The following is a 23,754-nucleotide window of genomic DNA, read 5'->3' on the forward strand; positions in this document are numbered from 1 at the left end:
CCCGGGCGCCGCCGGTATCCCTGTTCCCTGGGGGTACCCCCAGGGAACAGGGATACCGTTGTTAATTAATTTAAAATGGTATACTTTTGAAATGAAATAGTGGTATACTTTTCAGTTGAAATAAACAGGCTTATTATTACACTTTCATTCCTTTGAGGCTCCTTCAATTCCCTGTTTGATAATTTAAGCTAAGAAAAATAGGTTAATTTTATGTAAGTGCTTATAATTAGTCTATTTATAACGATGCAGATTCCTTTCCTTATTGCTGAAAAACTAGGTCTAATAATTCTTTCCCAACCAATTAAGTTACTTGATAATTGAGATTTCAATGTTGCATTGCTTGCTAAGGGAATTAAATTAGTGAGGCTCATCAGGATACGCAGAGGTAGTTTACTATTCCATTTTCTGAAGAAATTTTACATATAAAAAGCCCTTTCAAATAAATGAAAGGGCTTTAAGTTTAAAGGTTGAATACTTATTAGTATCCTGGATTCTGATCTACCTGACTTATACCATCATTTGCAGATATTTCATCATTAGGAATTGGCCAGATCTCATGTTTTCCTGCCTGGAAACCAAATTCAGAAAGGTAATCGGCGGCAAGTCCCCATCTTACAAGATCTGGGAAACGTACTTGTTCGCCGGCTAATTCTACCATTCTTTCATGTACTATGGCATCAAACACTTCGCTCTCAGAAAGACCGTCAGAAAGAGGGGCTAATTCTGCTCTCTCTCTTACTTCGTTAATATAATCTATAGCATCATCTTGATTTCCCGAAGCATTTTCAGCCTCAGCCATCATTAAAAGAACATCAGCATAGCGAATAACTTTCATGTTTATTCCTGAAGCCTGATCTTCATTTACATCTTTGTAGTAATTCTGGTACTTTCTCCAGGCAGCATCTCTTTCCAGAGGTAATTCTTCAATTAAACCACCTGCAAAAGTATCACCGTTGAAATAGAAAGATTCATCAAGTCTAATATCACCTTCTTCGTATTCAGCTATAAGAGCAGGATTAGGATATACGTTAAACCAGTCGTTAAAACCATACTCCTGGCCACGGAAGGTTACTTCATTAGCATCTTCACCGGCTGCATTAGAGTTCCATACGGCAGAGTTCCCCATATCATCATCATACTGAATTTCAAAAATTGATTCAGGTCCAAATTCTTCTTCTTCTCTAAAGTTTGCAAAATAATCGTCTTCTAAAGAATATTGCCCGTAAATATTTTCAAAAGCAGCTAAAGCCTCATCGTATTCTTCAAGGTAAAGGTGTGTTTTTCCTAAAAGGGCAAAAGCAGCACCTTGAGTAGCTCTACCATTTTCAGTACGTCCTTTATCCCATAAAGACTGGCTGGCATCATTTAAGTCTGTTATTATCTGGTCGTAAACCTGATCTGCAGGGGTACGTGGAAAACCAGAACCATCTTCAGGCACTGTTGTAATTAAAGGAACATCGCCAAAACGGGTTACCAATAAGAAATAGTAAAAAGCTCTCATATACTTGGCTTCACCAATAAATCTTGCTTTTTTCTCATCACTCAATAATGAAAATGGAATTTCATTAATTCTATCTGCATTATCAATTACAAAATTTGCTTTGTTTATTCCTCTAAAACAGGCATCCCAGTACCACGCGATTGGTGGGTGGCTGGCATCAAAAGACCATTCCTGGTAAACTCTTTTATCTGCTTCTAATTGCGGATTCCCAAGGGCTTCACGAGACATAATATCCATTGCAAAGAACAAAGTTCTGGTGTATAATCCAATAGTTTGCGTATTGGCATATACAGCATTCACTGCTGATTGCACCTGGGCTTCTGTCCTAAAATAGGTTTCAGGAGAAAGACCACTAGGGTTTGATAGTTCAAAATCTTCTTCCTCACATCCGTTAACTACGAACAATGTGGCAAAGACCATTAATATTATTCTTATTTTTTTCATAATTGTATTTTTTTAAAATCCTAATTGTAGACCAAATGTTAATGAAGTAGGCTGAGGATATAAACCTCTATCAATACCTATAGCTCCCGTACCCTGTTGTAATACGTTGTCAACACCAATTTCAGGATCAAGTCCGGAATAATCGGTTAGGGTAATCAGGTTTTGTCCACTTATGTATATTCTTAAATTGGCAAGAGATTCACCAAATATATCTTCGTCAAAAGTATATCCAATATTTAAATTCTTAAGCCTGGTATAAGATCCATCTTCTATAAAACGATCTGAAGCATTTAGGTTCTGTGGAGCTCCTAAAGCACGTGGTATCGTATTTGAAGTTCCTTCTCCTGTCCATCTATTTAAAACAGCTACACCGCTATTAAATAGTCTTGGCATTCCTTCAAGGTCATATAAGTTAGTATTATAAATTTCGTGACCATACGCACCCTGAATAAACATTGAAACATCAAAGTTCTTATACTGAGCACTTAAATTAAGTCCCATTGTAAGTGTTGGATATGGATTTCCTATTACAGTTTTATCTGCAGCAGTAATATCTCCGTCTCCGTTAAGATCTAAAAAGCGAATATCTCCCGGTTGCACAGCTGTTTGATCTGGATTTGCAGTGAATACCTCATCTACTTCTGCTTGATTCTGGTAGATACCATCGGTTTTTAAGCCATAGAAATGGAATAATGGTTCTCCCGGAGCAATTCTTGTAAGATATTCATTCTCGAAGAATCCTCCTTGAACCTGATCCAGACTACCTATAGAAAGAACTTCGTTTTTACTGGTTCCCAGGTTTAAATTGGCAGACCAGGTAAATTCACCTTCGTAATCGTTATATCCAAGATCAGCTTCAAAACCTGTTGTTTTTACAGAGCCCACGTTAGAAGCTATAGTTGGTACATTGTAACCTAAACTAAGCGGAAGTGGTAATTCGTAAAGAAGATCATCACTTTGGTTACTATAATATTCCAGGGATAGAGTTAAGGCATTATTAAACATACCTAAATCTAAACCAATGTTCTTCATAGTGACTTCCTCCCATTTAAGGTTTTGATTAGGAAGTCCTTCAGCAGTAGTACCCTGTACAGCTGCACCTCCAATTGGGTAAATAAAGCTTGTAACAAGTGTAGAAGCATAACGATAGTTACCAATCTGGTCATTACCGGTTGTACCCCAACTACCTCTAATTTTGAAGTTATTAAAGTCTGTATCTTGCATAAAGCTTTCTTTAGCTACGTTCCAACCTGCAGAAACAGACCAGAAAGTACCCCAACGGTTATTTGCTCCAAAACGGCTGGAAGCATCTTGACGATAAGATCCAGACAAAAGATATTTTTGATCAAAATTGTAATTTAATCGTCCTAAATAACCAACTCTTCTGTATTCTGAAGAAGCTGAAGACAGGCCTGCTTGATTAAGAGATAGTTCTTCTACATCATCTGTAATTGGATTCTGGCTACTTGCATTCAGGCTTTCACTATCAATAGTTTGATCTTCCGCTAAAACTAAAACTTCAAAGTTGTGAAAATCTGCTACCTCAAATTTGTAGTTTAAGCTATTGGTAAGTGTAAGCGATTGATTGGTACCACTGTTTTTTGTGATTTGAGCAAAACCAAATTGGTGGGTTCCGCCATTACTATCATCGTTATAAGAAGGAATAAAATTATTGTTATTATACTTATAATAATCTATACCTGCCTGGCTCTTAAAAGTAAGGCCATCAATTATTTCGTATTCAGCAAAAAGGCTACCTAAAATAGTAAGTCCTTTATTCTCGGCACTTCCTATGGTTTGAACTCTAACCGGGTTGGCCGCATCCTGGCCATCTAGTGCAGAGTTTGGTCCCTGGAAACCACCTCTATTGTCTGGGTTATAAACGCTTAAATATGGTGCTGATTTTATTGCGTGTTCTATTATAGATCTACCTCCGTCTTCTCTTTCAGGATTCTGTAAAGTGAAAGCTACGTTTAATGTTTGACCAAAACTAAGTTTACCAAAATTAAAGTTACTATTAGATCTAAAGTTAAAACGTTCAAATTCTGTTTCTATAACCGCACCTTCCTGGTTTAGGTATCCTCCAGAAAACCTGTAATTACTGTTTTCATTACCACCTGAAAGTCCAAGGTTGATACTTTTCATCACCCCAGTTCTAAAAATTTCATCCTGCCAGTCTGTATTATTGTCAATAAAGTCTGCATACTCAGGATTGGTAAGGCGCTCTGGATCAGTATCTGTTACTTCTCTTGCGTATTGTATGTATTGCTCTCTATTTAACAAATCGTAACGATTACTATTAAATTGAACTCCCGTATAAGTATCAAGACTTAGTTGTGCTTTTTGTGAAGCCGTTCCAGATTTGGTAGTAACAAGTACAACCCCGTTTGCACCTCTAGAACCATAAACAGCAGTAGTAGAAGCATCTTTAAGAACCTGTATGTTCTCAATATCATTAGGGTTTAAGCTACCCAAACCACCGGCAATAACACCGTCTATAACATATAATGGGTCGTTATTGTTAGGTGAGGCCAAACCTCTAATTCTAACGGCAGGTGAGTTCCCGGGAGAACCTGAGTTAATTACGGTAACACCAGAAGCTCTACCTTGTAAAGCCTGCTCTGCGGTAGATACCGGAAGACTATTAATCTCCTCTGTATCAATAGATGAAATAGCCCCTGTAACTTCTGCTCTACTTTGAGTACCATACCCTACCACAATAACATCGTCCAGGGATTCTGACCCGGCGACTAAGTTGACATCAATAACGCTTTGATCGTTAACGGCAATTTCCTGGGTTTGATAACTTATATAGCTGAAAACGAGGACTGCGCCTTCGCTTACCTCTATACTATAATTTCCATCAAAGTCTGTAGTTGTACCGTTGGAGGTTCCTCGCTCTATGACGTTCACTCCTGGTATAGGACCGGATTCGTCACTTACTGTTCCCGTAACGGTTTGCTGGGCTGTAATAAAGCCAAAACAAAAGAATGTTACAATGAAAAGCCCCCTTTTCAAGTAATTGTTTTTCATAATTATTTGTTAGTTAGTTTATTAATTCGGTTTAAATGTAATAAAAAATAATTTTACGCAATCGGTTTTCTAAAAAAAATCTCTAATTTTCGTAATTTTTTTTCATTATATCATTGATTATGTAATAATTATAAGTGTTATTATCACATCATTAACGTTATTGGTCTTTCATCTCAATATATTGAATAGGACTGTTGTTTTTTACTGCAATAATAATTTCCTGGTTTTCAACCTCAATGGTGGCCATATCTTTCACATCTCCAGGTACGAAGAAACCACTTTTAGAAGGTACAATTGGGTTAAAATTACCGGCTCCATCTCCTTTAAGGAGCATTCCATACCCGGCATCGCTTCTGGTGGTTTCCACTTCAGACCAGAAAAGGTTCCCGGCAATTAAAGCGTCAAGATGGCCGTCCTTATCATAATCTTTTATAAGAATTTGATTAATTGAAGATATTTGGGCCACGTTTGGTAGTTTGTGAATTTTAAATTTACCTTCAGCATTTTCTAAATAGATGCTGGAAAAAGATTTTACCTGGTAATGGAGGGAATTCTCCAATTCTTTTTCTGAATATACATCCTCCAGGGTAGCTGTTGAAAAAGATTCGTAATCTGGAAACTTCTCTTTTATACCGGGAATTTGTTGGGAGGAGCATTCTCTTCCTCTCAATGGAAATTTTTCTCCTTTATTATAGTAGCTTAAAACAATATCACTGTTATTATTTCCATCAAAATCTTTAAAATAGATGTCAAAGGTTTCGTCTTCGCTGGCTGTATATTTATAATTTTCACCTAGATTCCCTACTATAAAATCCTGGTCCCCGTCATTATCAAAATCACCTTTTTTAATACTCCACCACCAGCCAGCAGTATCATCGGTAATTCCCATATCTTCAGAAACATCTTTAAATGCTGTTTTATTATTCCTGAAAATTTTAATAGGCATCCATTCTCCCACTATAATAATATCCTGCCAGCCGTCATTGTCAAAATCAACAATTTCTGCACTGGTTGCCATCCCTAAAGATTGAAGAAATGGGGCAACCGATTGAGTAACATCTTGAAACGATACTTTACCATTTTTGCTGTTATTTTTTAAAATATAACTGTTAGCGGGTTTTGGATAATTACCGGGAACTAATCTTCCCAAAACCAATAATTCTTCTTTTCCATCTTTATCAAAATCGGCTTTGTATACTTTAGAACCACTGTCGTGCATTTTTGGGAGAGCATTTAAGTCTCTTGTAAAATTCCCTTTCCCATTATTAATATATAACCTATCCTGAAGCATTTCAGAATCTGGATCAAACTCATTGCCTCCACTAACTACATAGATATCGTTATGGCCATTTCCGTTAGCATCAAAAATTAAGGCGTCAAGGTCTTCGTAAGCTTTATCCTTTTCAAATGCAGCACTGGTTTGCTTTTTAAAGCCGTTCTCAGTCCAAAAATATAATCCTGCTTCATAAGTGGCTGCACCTCCCACAATAAAATCTTCTTTACCATCGCCGTTTAAATCTCCAACCGCGATACTGGGACCAAAGGTAGAGGTGCGATGGGGAAGAAGTACTTCGTCTTTAAAATCGTCGTACTCATTTTCAATATGCTTATGATTAGGAAATGAAGTTGAATCTGTTATTGTTGAAAATAAGGTTTCAGGCTTTAGTTCATTAGAAGTTTCTATTGCTGAAGCATCTTCGTAGTTAAAACTTAGAAACTGATTTGCTTCAACATCCTCCCTTATTTCAACTTTCCCATCTGGCCATTCAATTCTAATTTCGTCAATAAGATCTGCCTGCGCAAGTCCAAAATGAAGTTGAGGGGCTACAGAAGACTGGAAGCCACGGGACAAAGTTAATTCCTGCATCTGTTCAGTATCGTTCGAAGTAACATACGCCCTGCTGCCTATACCGAATTTATTTTTCTCGGGTCCTTGCAGTTTAATTTGTACATAATTATTTTTTGTGGAACTCTGGTTTTCAAAAACAGAAGCTGTGTCGTCTATATTGTTGGTGATAATTTCCAAATCACCATCATTGTCAAGATCTACATAAACTACTCCGTTAGAAAATCCTTCATATACAATTCCCCATTTTTCATTAGCTATATTGAAGGTAAGATCACCGTTATTTTCAAAAATAAAATTGTCTATTTTTTCTGAAGGAATATTTAAACTTTTTTCAAGACGGTCTTCTTTAGTAAGCGACTTGTTTTTAAGCTCGTTAAAATAATCGTTGTTGTTTATTTCTCTTCGGGTGCCGTTGGTTACAAAAAGATCTTTGTGGCCGTCATTATCAAAATCGGCAAAAAGCGGGCCCCAGCTCCAATCTGTAGAAGCGGCACCGGCAATACGGGATTGATCTGCAAAAAACGGTGTGTTATTGTTAAAAACTCCCGTATTGGTTTGTAGCACGTTCTGCATGTATTGATAGTGAAAACCAGCTTCTACAGTACCCCAAAACAAATCGGGGTTCATACTGGCCATATTGGCTTTTTTTCTCCTGTTATCCTTAGCAGACATATCTACCTGATAAATATCCAGAAGCCCATCGTTATTATAATCTGCAATATCTACACCCATTCCGTAAAATGAAGTGTGAGAGGTAGCATCTTTTACCACTTCTCTAAAACTGCCTTCCCCATTGTTTATATACATAAAATCTGGAGAACTAAAATCGTTAGATATATAGAGGTCTGGCCAACCATCGTTATTTAAATCCCCAACGGTAGCAGAGAGTGTTAACCCGAAACTTCTAACCCCTGCTTCGTTAGTAACATCGGTAAATTTCCCGCCATCGTTACGCATTAAATGATCGGTTTGCAGATCGGTTACACTATTCATTTGGTATTCATAAACAAAATTTGGAGCGTCAAAACGGGTTGGAGGGTAATTGGCTATGTAAACATCAAGGTCACCATCTTTGTCGTAATCAAAAAAGGTGGCCTGTACACTATTACCGGGATCATCTAAACCATATTCCTTAGCTTTTTCACTAAAAGTTCCATCTCCATTATTTATAAAGAGCTGGTTGTTTTTAGGTTGAAATTTTCCTCCTACAGAAAGATAAATATCCAGAAAACCGTCTGCATTAACATCGGCCATGGTAACTCCTGTGTACCATCTCTCATCTCCCGCAACCCCGGCAGATTCTGTAATATCTTCAAATTCCATATTTCCTTTATTCAAATAAAGTTTATTGGGAACCTGGTTTCCTGTAAAATAAAGATCTGGAAGGCCATCGTTATTAATGTCTCCGGTAGATACCCCTCCACCCATATAAATATAAGAGTAGGTAAAGTAATTTAAGGAATCGTTTTCGGTAAGGTTGTTACTAAAATTGATACCAGATTTTGCGGCAGAAACATTGCTGAAGATTTTAGTATTTTCAGTCGATTCTTTTTTCGCTAATTCCTTTTCCTCTGGGGCAGAATCCTTACACGAAATAATTAAAAAGAAAAAAATCAGGAAAAATGACTTATAAAGTATTTTCATTTTGGGATGATTATTTTGGAGGGTATTGTTTGAATTTAACCTGGTATGGCTATTTATTGAAATTCCAGGGATTAATTATTTGAAAGACTGGTGTGCTTGCTTATTACAGGTTCTCCTATGTGTTTTTTAAAGAAGATCCAGTTTTCCCGGGCTACCTTTCTTCCTAACTTTAGCCCTTCAATATTATCTGCCTGGATATGGTAACCGCCAAGAACCCGGGATAAACCGGCCATTTCTGCAGCTTCCGAGAAAGTAGGGAATTCTAAAGTGACTTCCTTACCAAGTCGGTTTGGCTCTGTTAGGATGCCGGGAGTTAATGTAACTTCAGACCCAAATTCGTCACTTCCGGTAAAAAGTTTTAAAGCTTCACCACAGGCACCACTAATGGCACTGTGGCCCGATACATAACCGGGAAAAGGAGGGCATAAGAAAGTTGAAGGAGAATATGGTCTCCAGTCCTGTCCTTTCATTTCTACCATTCCTTTTTCTGGGCCTCCCCAACCGTAAATATCTTCGTCTTTGAAAAATTCATGAACTAAAGCATAAGGCCGGGCGTAATCGTAATACATTTTACTATCCCAGCAGGCAATAAATGCATCCATTGCAGTGATCTGGTTGTAGAAATACATTTTTACATCTTTATCCAGGTTATGTTGATCCCGAACTGAAACTTCCTGGGCAAACTTTAGCCAATGGCCGGCCTGTTGTACCGATTGCGGGCCATCTCGCATAAATTCTACCAGGGCTCTTTGCTCATCGGTTAGATTTGCCTGTAATTCTACTACTTCTTTTACTTCTTCCTCTAATTGTTTTGAACCTACCATTGGTGGTGGTCCCGGCCTGAACTGGTCTGCCGATTGTAATCCAACTGGCTCCACCTTGTGCCAGTAGGGCGTTAAACATTTTGGAACGAATTGGCCTCCTTTTCCATCAGAGAAATATTTAGATTGCCACCTGTTAAGGTCTATATTCTCATCGGCAGAATTAACGGGTTTGTAACCCATATAATCAAAATAAGCCTTACCATTAGAGCCTTCTTCTTCTCCATATTGATTTGCGCCATCATTATGCCTGGCTTCTATTACGGCTTTTGCTGCCAGGTTACCTATTCCAACAGCGGTATTAGGATCTAAAGAGGTGTCATCTGGGTCTAATCCCAGTTCTACCATAAATTCCCGAAACATAGACTCATCGGTAAAGTAATATTCGTTCATAGTCCTAAAAGCCGCATAACTTATGGCAATTTCCTTATTTTTTAAATTCTGTTCTTGAAGTGGGCGTCGTTCAACGCCCTGCATATAAACTGGAATTGCTTTATCATCATACCGGGACCAGGCATCAAAAACTGCGGTGAAAATAAGCCCGAGGAAACGAGAACTTATCGTGGGTCTTGGATTAAATCTGTCGGTATCTTTTGCTGTAGCTTCTAAAGCTAATTTTCCCCATTTGTAAGCAAGATTATTTTCTCCCAGTTTTTCGTTAGGAGTAATTACTTCAATTTTATTGTCTGTAGTTGGAGGAGAGGTTGTAGTAACTTCCATTCCACCTTGAAAATTTAAAAAAAGTAATGTAATAAATCCCCACATAATTTTTTGTTTTTATTAACATATAAAATAAGTGAATTTTTTTTATACCTACTAAATTATTTCCGGCTTTTTTCGAGAGCAGATTGCCCTAAACACTTTTAAATTAGGGTGGTAGTGCCTCGTAGCCCAGTCTACGCAATGGATTGCCTAAAAATGTAGGTTTTAAAATTTTTTTAAATAATTTTTTTAAAAATCACTTTTATTCCCTTTTCCTGAAGTTTATTAAATAAAAACCCTCTTCAAGTTTAATTTGTAATTTTTCGGTACTCTTTAAGATTACAGAGGAAAGATTAATTCTTCGTAAATTTGCACTCACTATTTTTTATTTCAGCAAAGCATACCAGCTTAAAGAAATTCTAAAAACTAAATTATAAATGAATAGTATCTTACATATAAAAAACATGGTTTGTGACCGTTGCCTTATGAGTGTAGAAAACACTTTGGAGCAACAAAAACTTAAATATGTAGATATTAGTTTAGGCAGGATAGAGTTTGAGAAAGAGCTCTCTTTAGAGCAATTTAAGCTTTTTGAAGAAGCGCTTAAAGCAAACGGATTTGAAATTGTAGCTGAACGCCATGATAAAATTGTTACCGATATTAAATCTATAATTATTGAATGGGTTTACGAACGCAAAGATTTTAAAAACAAAAAGCTTTCTGAAGTTTTAAGTGAAGAACTACATTACGATTATAGTCATCTTACCAGTATTTTTAGTAAAGCCGAAGGACAAAGCATTCAAAGTTTTCAAAATAAAATTAAAGCTGAACGCATTAAAGAATTACTGGAATATGATGAATTAAATATTTCAGAAATTGCCGATAAATTGCAATTTGGTAGTGCAGCGTATCTTTCAACTTTTTTCAAAAAAGAAACCGGCTTAAACCCATCCCAATACAAACTTCACCACCAGGAGCGAAAATCTCTGGATAAATTGTAGCAAACAAATTTAGACCATAGTAATATTGTTTTATTAGTTAATTGGGAGTAAAATCCGTTTTAATCTTTTCAATTTTCTTATAACTTCTTACCATAATTTTAAAACTCATTGCGGTTAATAGTGCTTAACTTTGATTTAAACCATTAAAAACCAATATTATGAGAAATGAGAAATTGTTAAGCACCTTAGGGAATTGCATTAATCATTGTAACTATTGTGCTGATGCCTGTCTTGATGAAGACAATGTGAAAATGATGAAAGACTGCATTAGAACCGATCGTGTTTGTGCAGAGGTTTGTAGCACCCTTAACCAGGTGTTGGTCACCGGCTATAAAAATGTAGACGGACTTGTAAAATATTGCATTGAAATTTGTAATGCGTGTGCCGATGAATGCGGTAAACACGAACATCAACACTGTCAGGATTGCGCTAAAGCCTGCCGTGAATGTGCAAAAGCTTGTGAAGCTTACTTAGCATAAAATTTAATTTTAAAGGCTGTTTGATTTTTTACTAGTAGACGTTACCCTGAACTTGTTCCAGGGTCTAATTTCTTTCAATTTAGATGCTAAAATAATCCCGAAGCTTCGGGACAGCATGACGTAAGTAACAATAGAGGTTCAAACAGCCTTTTTTTCTCCAATAAAATCTATGAAACATACTTATCAAATTTCCGGGATGACCTGTATGGGTTGCAGGTCCCAGGTTGAAAATACTTTAAAAAATGTTGAAGGGGTTATTGATGCCCGAGTAGATCTTGAAAAAGCTGCTGCGGAAATTGAAATGCAAAAACATATTGAAATTGAAAAATTTCAAAAAGCACTGGAAGACAGCAACTATCAAATTCATCCAAAAAACGAAAGCCTTAAAACATATCCGGTGAGTGGAATGACCTGTATGGGTTGTAGATCTCACGTAGAAAAAACGCTAAGTAAAGTTGAAGGGGTAAAAAGTGCTGAAGTAAATCTCGAAAAAGAGGAAGCAAAAATTGTTGCTAGACAGGATGTTTCTTTAGAAAAATTGCAGCAAGCCTTAAAGGAAGATGGGGGACATTATGAAATTCACGAACCCGGTAAAAAAGTAAAATCGAAAAAGAAAAAAACTTCTCAATCAGAGCAGGGAACAGGTGTTTATTATTGCCCTATGCATTGTGAAGGCGATAAAACTTATACTGAGCCCGGTGATTGCCCGGTGTGCGGAATGGACCTGGTAGAAGAAGCCAGCCTAAAACCACAAGCTACTACGTATACCTGCCCCATGCATCCTGAAGTGGAGCAGGATGGTCCCGGTTCCTGTCCCAAATGTGGAATGGACCTGGTGCCCAAAGAACCGGAAGAATCTTCAGAAAGTAAATCTTATAAAAAGTTACTCAAAAAGTTTAAAATAGCCGTAGCATTTACCCTTCCCATTTTTATTATCGCGATGTCTGAGATGATTTCAGGCAATCCGCTTTATGAAATTTTAGACCAACAATATTGGAATTGGATTCAGTTTGGTTTATCAATTCCTGTGGTCTTTTATGCTACCTGGATGTTTTTTGAACGTGCGTGGAAATCTATAAAAACCTGGAACCTCAATATGTTTACGCTAATTGGCATTGGCGCCGGGGTAGCCTGGGTTTTTAGTGTTTTCGGCTTATTATTTCCTGATTTTTTTCCACCGCAATTTAAGACTGAAACGGGCACTGTGCACGTTTATTTTGAAGCGGCAACGGTTATTCTCACACTTGTTTTACTTGGCCAGGTTTTAGAAGCCCGGGCTCATAGTAAGACAAATTCTGCGATAAAAGAACTGCTGAAACTTGCTCCAAACAAAGCGATAAAAGTAGTGAATGGCGAAGAAAAGGAAGTTGCTATAGACGAAATTGAAAAAGGAGATATTCTAAGAGTAAAACCGGGAGATAAAATTCCGGTAGACGGAACTATCGAAAACGGGAATTCCAGTATTGATGAATCTATGATTACCGGGGAGCCCATACCGGTGGATAAGGCTGAAGGTGATAAAGTAAGTTCAGGGACCATTAATGGAAACCGAAGTTTTACAATGAAAGCTGAAAAAGTGGGAGAGGAGACCTTGCTTTCTCAAATTATAAAGATGGTAAATGATGCCAGCCGGTCCCAGGCACCCATTCAGAAATTAGCCGATAGAATTTCAGCTTATTTTGTGCCGGTGGTAGTAATTATTGCGGTAATAACCTATATAGTTTGGGCCATTTACGGACCAGAGCCGCAATATGTTTACGCTTTAGTGAATGCCATCGCGGTATTAATAATTGCCTGCCCCTGTGCGCTTGGCCTGGCCACACCAATGTCGGTTATGGTGGGAGTGGGAAAAGGTGCACAAAATGGGGTGCTTATTAAAAACGCCCGTGCGTTAGAGCAAATGGATGATATTGATACTTTGATTATAGATAAAACCGGAACCATTACTGAAGGCAAGCCCAAAGTGGAAAAAGTTGAAGTGATTTCTGAAGAAGATAAAGATGAAATTATAAAACTTATCGCTTCGGTGAATTCTCAAAGTGAACATCCGCTGGCTAAAGCAACTATAGATTTTGCAAAAGAAAATCAGCTGAAATATACTGAAGCTTCAGATTTCAATTCCGTTACCGGAAAAGGAGTTACAGGCACGGTAAATAACAAGAGGATTGCCATTGGGAATGATAAACTCATGAAGGCTGAAAATGTTGAAATTCCTTCAGAAATAGATAAAAAAGTAACGGCTGAACAGGAGAAAGGTAAAACCGTTTCTTTTGTAGCGGTAGATGGGAAAGTAACGGGATACTTTACAATTACCGATCCTATTAAAAAAACGAGTAGGGAGGCTCTAAAATCTTTAATGGATGATGGGGTTGAGGTTTATATGTTTACCGGCGATAATGAGAAAACTGCAAGATCTGTTGCTGAAGAACTCGGATTAACAGGATTTAAAGCCGGAATGCTCCCGGAAGATAAACAGAATGAAGTGAAAAAACTTCAGGAAAAAGGTAAAAAAGTAGCAATGGCCGGTGATGGAATAAACGATGCACCCGCCTTGGCCCAGGCCGATATTGGTATTGCCATGGGAACGGGAACAGATGTGGCGATAGAAAGCGCAGAAATCACCCTGGTAAAAGGTGATTTAAAAGCTGTTAAAAAGGCCAAATTGCTAAGTAAAAAAGTGATGAAAAATATTAAGCAAAACCTGTTTTTTGCTTTAATCTATAACACACTTGGAGTACCAATTGCTGCCGGAGTTTTATACCCGGTCTTCGGACTTTTACTTTCACCAATGATTGCAGCTTTAGCGATGAGTTTTAGTTCAGTTTCAGTAATTGCAAATGCTTTAAGATTAAAAAGCGCGAAATTAGAGTAAAATACTAATCACCAAAACTAATAGAAATGCAGGATTTTTTGAGTAAGTGGGGAGAAGCGGCCTATACCAGCGCCGGTTTTTTCTGGATGGCTTTATGGGCCTTTATTTTGGGTTATGTAATAAGTAGTTGTATCCAAATTTTTGTAACCGAAAAGCGTATGGAAAGGACTATGGGTAAAGACGAATCTAAAAGTATGTTACTCGGTACTTTCTTTGGTTTTATTAGTAGTTCGTGTAGTTTTTCTGCTTTAGCTTCAACTAAAAGCTTGTTTAAAAAAGGAGCCAGTTTTTCTTCTTCAATTGCGTTTTTACTGGCTTCTACTAACCTTGTTATTGAGTTGGGAATCTTAATTGCCATCTTTTTAGGTTGGCAATTTGTGGTAGGTGAATATGTTGGTGGAATATTGTTAATCCTTATCAGCTGGATACTCATTAGGCTAATTAATCCGAAGAAATTAATACAAAAAGCACGCGAACGCCTAGACGAAAAAGATGAAGATGATGAAGATTCAGAAAAATCCTGGAAGAAAAAGATAAAGTCAGAAACCAGTTGGGCTAAAGTGTCCAAACAGTATGCTATGGAGTGGAAAATGGTTTGGAAAGATGTGACTTTAGGTTTTACTATTGCCGGGGTTGTTGCAGCTTTTGTTCCCGATTCCTTTTTTCAAACTTTATTTATAAATACTGGAAACGGAAATACAGATTTCGGTTTTTTCACAATTCTAGAGCATATAATAGTTGGTCCAATTGCTGCATTTTTAACGTTTATAGGTTCTATGGGGAATATTCCATTGGCAGCTTTGCTCTTTGGAAAAGGAGTAAGTTTTGCCGGGGTAATGGCCTTTATTTTTAGTGATTTGGTGGTTTTTCCGGTCTTGAGAATTAATGCCAAATATTATGGCTGGAAAATGTCTTTCTTTATACTTTTCCTTCTTTTTACCGCACTAATTGGTACTTCTCTATTATTGCATTACGGGTTTAATCTATTTAATTTATTACCAGATCCTTCTTCGGTAAAAATTACCGATACCGAACATTTTAAAATAGATTATACTTTTTGGCTGAATATGCTCTTTTTAGCAATTTCTGGGGTGCTAATTTATCTTGGATTTTTTAAGCGAAAAGATGTAATGCATATGAAGGAGATGGCACCTAAAAGTCAGTTATTGGAAACGAGTTTGAAATATATTGCTTTTGTATGCTACCTATGGCTGGCGGGAGGACTTATTGCTAAGTTTCTACTTTAAATAAAAAAGAGAGCAGAAAGGAGGTAAATTTTACATGGGTATCATAAAATTTAGATTTTCGATTTTTCCCGATACTGCTCTCAATTCAAACAAACTAAACTAACTAATCTAAAAACTCACTTTTCACTTTTTGATACTTAAATCAAAAAATTCTTTTTCATAGCAATTTAAGTGGCTTTAATAGTAAGACTATAGAATTTTAAAAAGGTTTAATTTATTTATAAAAAAAACCACCGTGTAGGGACGGTGGCTTCCAAACTAATTAATCCAAAAAAATGTTGAGGTTATTTTATTGGGTTTAGAATTAGGTCTATTCTTTCTAAAGCATCCTGAAGGTGGTACCTTGTTAAACGGTCTCCACGGTTAGCTGCTCTTCTAATTTGACTTTGAAGCGTTTTAAGTTCTCCTCTTACTACAGGACGAATATCACTTTGAGCAACATCTATATTGCTTCGGCTAATCCAGCTTCTGTATCTAGAAGGAATTTCACTCTGCTCTTCAGTCATTAAATGCTCCATACGCTCAATATAAGCACGCTGAAGATTTCTGCGGTAACGGTCTATATTTTGTCCCGAAGAAAGTTCGCTCCAAATTCCGGTTCTAACATCAGTCATCATATCTATAAGACCGTAAGCTTCGTTGCCGTTTACTTCTTCATTTTCCATTAAACGCGCCATTCTTCCGAAGTCCAGTAGATTATTAAGGCTACGTTCCTGCATATTTCTAATGCGTTCAACCTGTCCGTCAAATTCAATCTTATTAAAAATTTCCTGGTCTATTAACCATTCTGGAGTTTCAAAAAGTTGTTTGTGCAAGAAATTCATCGCTTTCTTTTGATGAGCTGCATCTACGTGCGAGTAAACGGCACCTTCCTGGTCGTAAGTTTTATAATATTCATAAACTCCACCAATATTAGCTGTCACGTGCCCCATATAACGATTAAACTGACTTAATATCTGGCCGTACATATCGTCAAGATCATCGTAATTTTTACCGTCTTCAGCAGTCCACTCGATTAATTTCGGCATAATGCGCTTCAGGTTTTTAATTCCATATTCACTGGCCAGAACTGCATCGTCACCAAGATCTTCAGTTTGAGAACTCGGGTCTATAACTCCGCCACTTTGCTGACTTCCGAAGCGATATAAAGGATCACCTGCTTTTTCAAGAATCCATTCATCAAGAATTTCCTTTTCTTCTTCTGCAGATTTATCTAAAATTGGTCGATATCCCCATTCAATTGCATACTTATCGTAAGGTCCAATGTCTGGCATTAGAGCTACATCACCATCTTCAGGCTGAGCAATATAGTTGAAACGTGCATAATCCATTATGGAAGGTGCAGTTCCATATTCAGCAGTAAATTCTGGATCACGAAGATCTTCTACGGCGTAAGCTACACTACTTCCCATGTTATGTGGAAGACCTAAAGTGTGTCCTACTTCGTGAGAGGAAACAAAACGAATTAAACGACCCATAACTTCATCTTCAAACTCAACGCTACGAGCGTCTTCATTTATAGCTGCAGTTTGTACAAAGAACCAGTTTCTAAGTAAGGTCATTACATTGTGATACCAGTTAATATCTGATTCCAGGATCTCTCCAGAACGTGGGTCACTAACGTGAGGCCCATTTGCATTTGGAATTGGAGAAGCCAAGTAACGAACTACAGAATAGCGTACGTCTTCCGGGCTCCAGTCTGGATCTTCTTCTTTACTGGGTGGATCTTTAGCAATAATTGCATTTTTGAATCCGGCAGCTTCAAAAGCTACCTGCCAGTCTTCAATACCTTGCTTTATATAGGGAATCCACTGTTTTGGAGTGGCGCGATCTACATAATATACTATTGGCTCTTTTGGTTCTACCAATTCGCCGTTTTCAAACTTTTCTTTGTCTTCTTCTTTAACTTCAAGTCTCCAGCGGTCAAGATATTTTACCTCTTTACTTTTTTGGGCATCAAGCCCATAATCTGTTTGTCCGCGGGCAAACCAACCAACACGCTGATCGAAATAACGACGTTTCATTGGTTCTTTTGGAAGCAAAATCATAGAATTACTAAACTCTAAAGAGATAGAACCAGTACTTGCATTTGAAGGCGGTTCGCCTGCATTATAGGTTTTTACGTGTCTAACCTCAATATTTTCAGGATAGCTACGAATAGTATCTATATAAGAACGGCTATCATCTAAACGCGAAACTTTATATTGTTTTCTTGTGCCGTCTCTTAAACCCAGCGCCTGAACATCTTTGGTATAAAGATCGGTTACTTCAATTACGGTTGTTTTATTTAAGGAATCTTTTCCTACAGTTTTTACAGGGAAACGTTGTAAAACAGGCTCAAAATTAGAGTTTACCACCGCCTCATGAACCGGAAGTGAATCTGCTGCGTAGATTTCGTGAGAAACAACTCTTAAAAGAACGTGGCCGTCTTTTTTCTGCCAGCGGTGAACCTGGGTATTTTGCTTTCCGCCCCCAAAACCAATTCCGGTAGCTGTCTTTGCAATTCTTGTTACCGTAAGCATTTCCCGGTTAAAAAGACTATCTGGAATTTCGTAGAAATATTTATCGTCTACCCGGTGTACAGTAAATAAGCCTTCGTCGCTTTTAGCGTCTTTAGTAATTACCTTGGTGTAAGGTTCTAAGTCTCCCTTCTTTTTTGAGGCTTCTTCTTTGGAGGCATCAGCCGAAGATTTATTGGGCTGAAATACCGCGCAACTGGAAACCGATACCGATAAGGCTACTAAAAAGAGCTTATGCGTAAATCGTTTGGTCATAAAGTTTAATTTTGGTTTGTATGATTAAATGGAAGTGATAAATTTTCTTTAGCGAAGGCTAAAAAACGAAAAAAGACCACCATTTGGTGATCTTTTGACTAATTTATCTTAAAAAGGTTTAAAAAGTGAAGTTAAAAAGTCTTGTTTTAACTGTTGTTTATCTAAACTGGAAAAGGTTTCTGAATTTTAAACTGCTTTTATCTTCATAGTTTCATCATCTTTAAAAACATCTATCATCTTATGTTTTCTAAGTGATTTAAGGGTTTTGTCCCATTTTTTATTACTTAAACCAGATTTTGTTTTTATAGTTTCCAATTCCTGAATTTCATCACTTTTTAATAGCTGAAATACCGCTTTTTCGTCTTCGCTAAGTTCAACAGCTTTTCGTTCAGGTTTCATTTGTGGGAAGAATAATACTTCCTGGATTGATTGATTATTGGTTAAGAACATAATTAAACGATCCATCCCAATTCCTAATCCCGATGTTGGAGGCATTCCGTATTCTAAAGCTCTTAAGAAATCCTGGTCTATAAATTCTGTAGCCTCATCGTCTCCTTTTTTGGCCAGTTTTAGCTGCTCTTCAAAACGCTCACGTTGGTCTATAGGATCATTTAATTCAGAATATGCATTTGCGATTTCTTTTCCACAAACCATTAGTTCAAAACGCTCAGTTAATTCAGGGTTTTCGCGGTGCTCTTTACAAAGCGGACTCATTTCCTTCGGATAATCGGTAATAAAGGTTGGTTGAATATAATTTCCTTCACATTTTTCACCAAAAATCTCGTCTATGAGTTTTCCTTTCCCCATCGTCTCATCAACTTCAATTCCCATATCTTCAGCTGCTTTTCTAATTTCAGCTTCAGATTTTCCGGTAATATCGAATCCGGTGAATTCTTTAATGGAATCGGTCATGGTAACGCGTTTGTATGGCGCTTTAAAATCTATTTTATGCTGGCCAAAAACAGTTTCCGTAGTATTATTTACTGCAATCGCACAATGTTCCAGAAGGGTTTCTGTGAATTCCATCATCCAGTTGTAGTCTTTGTAGGCTACATAGATTTCCATCGCCGTAAATTCTGGATTATGCGTTCTATCCATTCCTTCATTTCTGAAGTTTTTTGAGAATTCGTAAACGCCATCAAATCCACCTACAATTAACCTTTTAAGATATAATTCATTGGCAATTCTTAAATAAAGCGGAATATCTAAGGCATTGTGATGGGTAACAAATGGTCGTGCAGCAGCACCACCGGGAATAGATTGTAAAATTGGCGTTTCAACTTCGAAGTATTCTCTTTCATTGAAGAAATTTCGCATAGCGTTGAACAATTTGGTACGCTTTACAAAGATTTCCTTAACCTTTGGATTCACGGCCAAATCGGCATAACGCTGACGGTAACGGTGCTCGGGATCGGTAAATCCGTCGTAAGTGTTTCCGTCTTTATCTGTTTTTGGAAGTGGTAAAGGGCGAATAGATTTGCTTAGCAAAGTGAAATCTTTAACCATCACGGTCATTTCCCCAACCTGGGTTTTAAAAAGTTCGCCTTCAATTCCTATAAAATCGCCTATATCCAGCAATTTTTTATATACTTCATTATACTTGCTTTTATCTTCCCCGGTACAAATTTCATCACGGTTAAAATAAACCTGAATTTTACCTTTAGAATCCTGTATTTCGGCAAAAGAGGCTTTTCCCTGGATACGGCGGGACATTAACCTGCCGGCCATCACTACTTTCTTTCCCTCTTCAAAGTTTTCCTTTATTCCCTTGCTGGTGTCCTTTACCGGGAATAAATCTGCCGGATAGGGGTTTATACCAGCTTTTCTCAGTGCAGAAAGCTTTTCTCTTCTTACTATTTCCTGTTCAGATAATTGCATACTCGTATTTAAATTAATTGCTTGCTTTGGCAAAACGAGTGCAAATATAGTGACTATGTGGCTACCAACCAATGCGATATAAACCTGAATTTTTGATAATATTTTGAAGATAAAAATGCACTTCTTTATCAAATAAGTTTCTGTATTTATAATCTTATCTTTGCAACATACTTGATAAAAGTTTTAGATAATATGAGTGTTTGGCGGGTAATTCTTTCGGTTCTATTCCCACCCCTTGCGGTTTACGATAGGGGTTGTGGATCTATTTTAATTGTACTAATCCTTACTATTTTAGGTTGGATTCCGGGAGTGATCGCGGCACTTATTATTCTGAATAATCCGAGAAAAGGCGTATGAACAAGCAGATAAATTTACAGAATTTAGGATATAAGGATTATAAAGAAACCTGGGATTATCAGGAAAGTCTTTTTAAGGAAATTCTTGATCTTAAAATTAAAAACCGAAGACAAAATTTAAACGAAATTACGCCTAATTACCTTTTAATGGTAGAGCATCCGCACGTTTATACTTTGGGTAAAAGTGGCGATATTAAAAATTTGCTTATTTCTGAAACCGAACTCGAAAAAAGGCAAGCTAAATATTATAAAATTAACCGTGGCGGCGATATCACTTACCACGGCCCGGGACAGTTGGTTGGTTATCCCATTCTAGACCTGGATAATTTCTTTACCGATATACATAAATACCTGCGTTTTCTGGAAGAATGTATTATTCTCACTTTAAAGGATTACGGTTTAAAGGCCGAACGCAGCCCGGGTGAAACCGGGGTTTGGTTGGATGTGGGAACACCATTTACCAGGAAAATATGTGCCATGGGAGTGCGTGCCAGCCGTTGGGTCACTATGCACGGTTTTGCACTAAACGTAAATGCCGATTTAGGCTATTTTGACCATATTATTCCCTGTGGAATTGAAGGCAAAGCAGTTACTTCTTTAAACGTAGAGCTTGGTAAAAAGGAAATTCCCCTGGCCGAAGTTCAGGAGAAGGTTTTGAAGCATTTTGAAGAATTATTTGAGGCAGAATTGAGTTAGAATTTATACAATAAAACTTCTTTCTCACCCCCTTTTACTACAAATTCAGGGCGGTTATCAATATCAACATTATTTAAATTGATTTTTGAAGTTCCATAAACCGGAAAACCGGGAAGCAGCTCTGCATTACTGTCAAAAACATAAATCTTCTGGGTTTGTAAATCGGTTAGGCTGATGTAATATTTATCGTTTACATAATAGATTTCCGGTTCAGTGTAAAGGCCGTAATCCAGGCTTAATTCCTTATCCTTAATTTTTAAAATATTTTCTGAAAGACTTACCAGTATATTTGGTCTAGCTGAAATCTTATGATTTTCACTAAAATTCGTGTTTAGAGTAGTAACCTGCCCGGTTTGCGTAACTTTCACCAAATTTCCTTCAGCATTAGTTGAAACAAAATCGTTTTCAAATTCATACCATTGGTTATCGGAAAAATCTATATTTTCTTTTACGTTTACCCGATGCTCTCCCTGCCGACTCAAAATATTTAGTTTACCAGATTTTTCAGGAAAAACGATATAATCTTTATTCTGGATTCTCAAATGGTTTGGTGCTTTTAAAATTTCAGAATTGGTTCCTCTAAAATCAAATCCTTTTACACTTTTTCCGTTTTTATCATACATAAACACTTCATCATTTTGAGTAATCAAAAAGCGATACTTGCGGTTATTATCATAATCGAATAAAGACAAAGGTTGTGAAATTTCGTCTTTAAATTCTATTGGAAAAGGTTTTACGGTATTTCCATTTCGGTCTAAAACTTCAATAGAATAGGGAGTTGCAAAAGCGAGCTGAAATCTACCATTTTTATAAAGATCTACCTGTTTAATTTCTCCCAGAATTGGTCCGCTTAATTTTTTCTTCCAGAAAATTGTGCCTTTGTTAGAAATTAGATAGAGCGTGTTATTTATATCCTGAACCACGATATCCATTTGATTATTCAAATGATTTTTTACCAAAACCGGTTCGTTTAGTAATTCAGCATCCAGGCTTACCGAAAGGATTTCTTCTGTTTTGGTGTTTGAATTACTTTCGTTGTTTTGCGCCTCGAAAGTACCGTGTATATGGGCAAAATCTCCTTCTTCCACCAATTGTAAAATCGCCAGTTTATGTTCACCAAAATCCAAATTGGTCATTTCTTCACTTAATTCGTTGGCTACCACCTCGGCCAGTTTGGTTTTTGATTTCTCGGTTTTTCCAACTATGAGAATAGAAGATTCCATAGCAAGTTTTTGCTGACTGTTTTTATAATAAGATTGATGCACCAGTGTGTTCTCGTTTACATAACTGGCAACTAATTCACGCAGTTGAGGTATTGAATTTGCGAAGATTAGATATTCATCAATTGCGAGGGCAAAATTGTTCTTTTTAGAAATAAATATCGGGCTAAAAATTGTCTCAAAAACTTCGGGCTGAGAAACTTTATATATGGGGAAATCGCGATAATTTTCTTCCAACTCGGCATAACCTGATATTAAGTCGGTTGCTTCAATATCTACCAGGGTTTTTATCCCAAAAAGGGTGTTTTCTTCAGTATAAATAATTCCTGCTTCCTGGCTTTTTAGAATAATTTCATCAATAGGATTGGAAACTGAATCGCCTCTAAAGGTTTTTAAATTCTGAAGAAATATTTTAGGATTTTTATATGCCAGGGCAGTAAAACCAAGCGCATTTTCAGGAATTATGGAAGCAAATTCTTGAGCAACTGTTCCTGAATTTTGAAAAATCTTATGCAGATTAGATGAGTTTGCCGCAATGCTAAGTCCGTTAAAAATGCCTTCATTTTCTATATCAAGATCTATTGCACTCCACGGCGCATAATTTTCTACATTTTGCAGCGCTAAATTTGGAAATAAATTTTGCTGAAAAGCCTTAAAATTTTGATGATTAAAGATTATAGAAGTCTTGTTAAGATCTATAGCCGAATATACTCTTTGAAAGTCTTCGGTTTTCAGTAATTTTTCATTATCCAGAATTTGTATCAGGTTTTCTTCAGAATTTGAAGCTATAAATGGAGCATTACCTGTTGAAATAAAAAAGGTATTGTCTTCCAAAAACATTTTTTGATAGTCAATGCCTTCCGTTTTAATACTTTCTACCGATTTATTTTTGACAGAATCTAATTGAAATTTTGGTTTGTCTTTAAATATTAAAGAATAGGTCAATTTCTCCTTTTCAGAGATTGAAAATGCGATTATGGCCGATGTAAGCGTATCGGCGTGTTTCAAATATCCTAATTCCTTTTTCAGATAATTCTTAGCAGTCAATTTATTGCCGCTAAAAAAGCTAAAATTTTCTAAATCCTGCTGAAGATTTTTAAGGTTAGGAGTTTGGATAATTACCGCAGCATCCTTTGGAATAAACTTATAAACAGCAATATTTTTTTCCTGGTTTTGACAGGAAATAAGAAAGAAAACCAATAAAAATTTGAAGAGAATTTTCTTCATAAAAACTAAG

Annotated in this window: 13 protein-coding genes; 6 read left to right on the plus strand and 7 right to left on the minus strand. The window is 36.9% G+C overall.

Annotated elements, in window-relative coordinates; genetic code table 11:
* Positions 1–478 precede the first annotated feature (478 nt).
* The 4 genes from J0871_RS07075 to J0871_RS07090 form a co-directional block, all read right to left on the minus strand.
* On the minus strand, positions 479–1,945 hold the full coding sequence (locus J0871_RS07075; RefSeq protein WP_208224482.1) for a RagB/SusD family nutrient uptake outer membrane protein: 1,467 nt from the start codon (positions 1,943–1,945) through the stop codon (positions 479–481).
* A gap of 12 nt (positions 1,946–1,957) precedes the next feature.
* A complete protein-coding gene (locus tag J0871_RS07080; protein WP_208224484.1) occupies positions 1,958–4,978 on the minus strand; it encodes a TonB-dependent receptor in 3,021 nt (1,006 codons plus the stop codon).
* Positions 4,979–5,135: 157 nt separating this feature from the next.
* The gene (locus tag J0871_RS07085) at positions 5,136–8,471 is read right to left on the minus strand and encodes an FG-GAP-like repeat-containing protein (protein WP_208224486.1); all 3,336 of its coding nucleotides are present in this window, start codon (positions 8,469–8,471) and stop codon (positions 5,136–5,138) included.
* A 71-nt stretch (positions 8,472–8,542) separates the two neighbouring features.
* The gene (locus J0871_RS07090) at positions 8,543–10,012 is read right to left on the minus strand and encodes a vanadium-dependent haloperoxidase (RefSeq protein WP_075327909.1); all 1,470 of its coding nucleotides are present in this window, start codon (positions 10,010–10,012) and stop codon (positions 8,543–8,545) included.
* Positions 10,013–10,431: 419 nt separating this feature from the next.
* On the opposite strand from J0871_RS07090, the gene J0871_RS07095 reads away from it, so the two are divergent.
* The 4 genes from J0871_RS07095 to J0871_RS07110 all read left to right on the plus strand — a co-directional run bounded on the left by J0871_RS07095 (position 10,432) and on the right by J0871_RS07110 (position 15,593).
* Complete coding sequence (locus J0871_RS07095; protein ID WP_075325868.1) at positions 10,432–10,995, plus strand: helix-turn-helix transcriptional regulator; 564 nt, start codon at positions 10,432–10,434, stop codon at positions 10,993–10,995.
* Positions 10,996–11,153: 158 nt separating this feature from the next.
* Positions 11,154–11,474 (plus strand): four-helix bundle copper-binding protein, encoded by a 321-nt coding sequence (locus J0871_RS07100; protein ID WP_075325869.1) that lies wholly within the window; start codon positions 11,154–11,156, stop codon positions 11,472–11,474.
* A gap of 169 nt (positions 11,475–11,643) precedes the next feature.
* Positions 11,644–14,346 carry a heavy metal translocating P-type ATPase gene (locus J0871_RS07105; RefSeq protein ID WP_208224488.1) on the plus strand — a complete coding sequence of 901 codons (2,703 nt, stop codon included), beginning with the start codon at positions 11,644–11,646 and terminating at the stop codon, positions 14,344–14,346.
* Positions 14,347–14,372: 26 nt separating this feature from the next.
* Positions 14,373–15,593: a permease gene (locus J0871_RS07110; RefSeq protein ID WP_208224489.1), complete on the plus strand. Its 1,221-nt coding sequence runs from the start codon at positions 14,373–14,375 to the stop codon at positions 15,591–15,593.
* Between the two features lie 284 nt (positions 15,594–15,877).
* On the opposite strand, the gene J0871_RS07115 is transcribed toward J0871_RS07110, so the two are convergent.
* Both J0871_RS07115 and lysS read right to left on the minus strand, forming a co-directional pair.
* On the minus strand, positions 15,878–18,367 hold the full coding sequence (locus J0871_RS07115) for a zinc-dependent metalloprotease (RefSeq protein ID WP_208224491.1): 2,490 nt from the start codon (positions 18,365–18,367) through the stop codon (positions 15,878–15,880).
* A gap of 186 nt (positions 18,368–18,553) precedes the next feature.
* A complete protein-coding gene (lysS, locus tag J0871_RS07120) occupies positions 18,554–20,245 on the minus strand; it encodes a lysine--tRNA ligase (RefSeq protein WP_208224492.1) in 1,692 nt (563 codons plus the stop codon).
* Positions 20,246–20,437: 192 nt separating this feature from the next.
* Here lysS and J0871_RS07125 point away from each other — a divergent pair, with 192 nt between their 5' ends.
* Both J0871_RS07125 and lipB read left to right on the plus strand, forming a co-directional pair.
* The gene (locus tag J0871_RS07125) at positions 20,438–20,602 is read left to right on the plus strand and encodes a YqaE/Pmp3 family membrane protein (RefSeq protein ID WP_075327910.1); all 165 of its coding nucleotides are present in this window, start codon (positions 20,438–20,440) and stop codon (positions 20,600–20,602) included.
* A complete protein-coding gene (gene lipB, locus J0871_RS07130; protein WP_208224494.1) occupies positions 20,599–21,297 on the plus strand; it encodes a lipoyl(octanoyl) transferase LipB in 699 nt (232 codons plus the stop codon). Before J0871_RS07125 ends, lipB begins: the two co-directional genes overlap by 4 nt.
* On the opposite strand, the gene J0871_RS07135 is transcribed toward lipB, so the two are convergent.
* Positions 21,294–23,744 (minus strand): hypothetical protein, encoded by a 2,451-nt coding sequence (locus J0871_RS07135; protein WP_208224496.1) that lies wholly within the window; start codon positions 23,742–23,744, stop codon positions 21,294–21,296. The two genes, lipB and J0871_RS07135, sit on opposite strands and share 4 nt — an antisense overlap.
* Between the last annotated feature and the right edge of the window lie 10 nt (positions 23,745–23,754).

It is taken from the genome of Salegentibacter sp. BDJ18 (genome assembly GCF_017579965.1).
Classification (GTDB): Bacteria; Bacteroidota; Bacteroidia; order Flavobacteriales; family Flavobacteriaceae; genus Salegentibacter.

Coding starts and splice junctions, on each gene's coding strand:
- J0871_RS07075 (WP_208224482.1), bottom strand. CDS start 1,945: ATGAAAAAAATAAGAATAATATTAATGGTCTTTGCCACATTGTTCGTA.
- J0871_RS07080 (WP_208224484.1), bottom strand. CDS start 4,978: ATGAAAAACAATTACTTGAAAAGGGGGCTTTTCATTGTAACATTCTTT.
- J0871_RS07085 (WP_208224486.1), bottom strand. CDS start 8,471: ATGAAAATACTTTATAAGTCATTTTTCCTGATTTTTTTCTTTTTAATT.
- J0871_RS07090 (WP_075327909.1), bottom strand. CDS start 10,012: ATGGAAGTTACTACAACCTCTCCTCCAACTACAGACAATAAAATTGAA.
- J0871_RS07095 (WP_075325868.1), top strand. CDS start 10,432: ATGAATAGTATCTTACATATAAAAAACATGGTTTGTGACCGTTGCCTT.
- J0871_RS07100 (WP_075325869.1), top strand. CDS start 11,154: ATGAGAAATGAGAAATTGTTAAGCACCTTAGGGAATTGCATTAATCAT.
- J0871_RS07105 (WP_208224488.1), top strand. CDS start 11,644: ATGAAACATACTTATCAAATTTCCGGGATGACCTGTATGGGTTGCAGG.
- J0871_RS07110 (WP_208224489.1), top strand. CDS start 14,373: ATGCAGGATTTTTTGAGTAAGTGGGGAGAAGCGGCCTATACCAGCGCC.
- J0871_RS07115 (WP_208224491.1), bottom strand. CDS start 18,367: ATGACCAAACGATTTACGCATAAGCTCTTTTTAGTAGCCTTATCGGTA.
- lysS (WP_208224492.1), bottom strand. CDS start 20,245: ATGCAATTATCTGAACAGGAAATAGTAAGAAGAGAAAAGCTTTCTGCA.
- J0871_RS07125 (WP_075327910.1), top strand. CDS start 20,438: ATGAGTGTTTGGCGGGTAATTCTTTCGGTTCTATTCCCACCCCTTGCG.
- lipB (WP_208224494.1), top strand. CDS start 20,599: ATGAACAAGCAGATAAATTTACAGAATTTAGGATATAAGGATTATAAA.
- J0871_RS07135 (WP_208224496.1), bottom strand. CDS start 23,744: ATGAAGAAAATTCTCTTCAAATTTTTATTGGTTTTCTTTCTTATTTCC.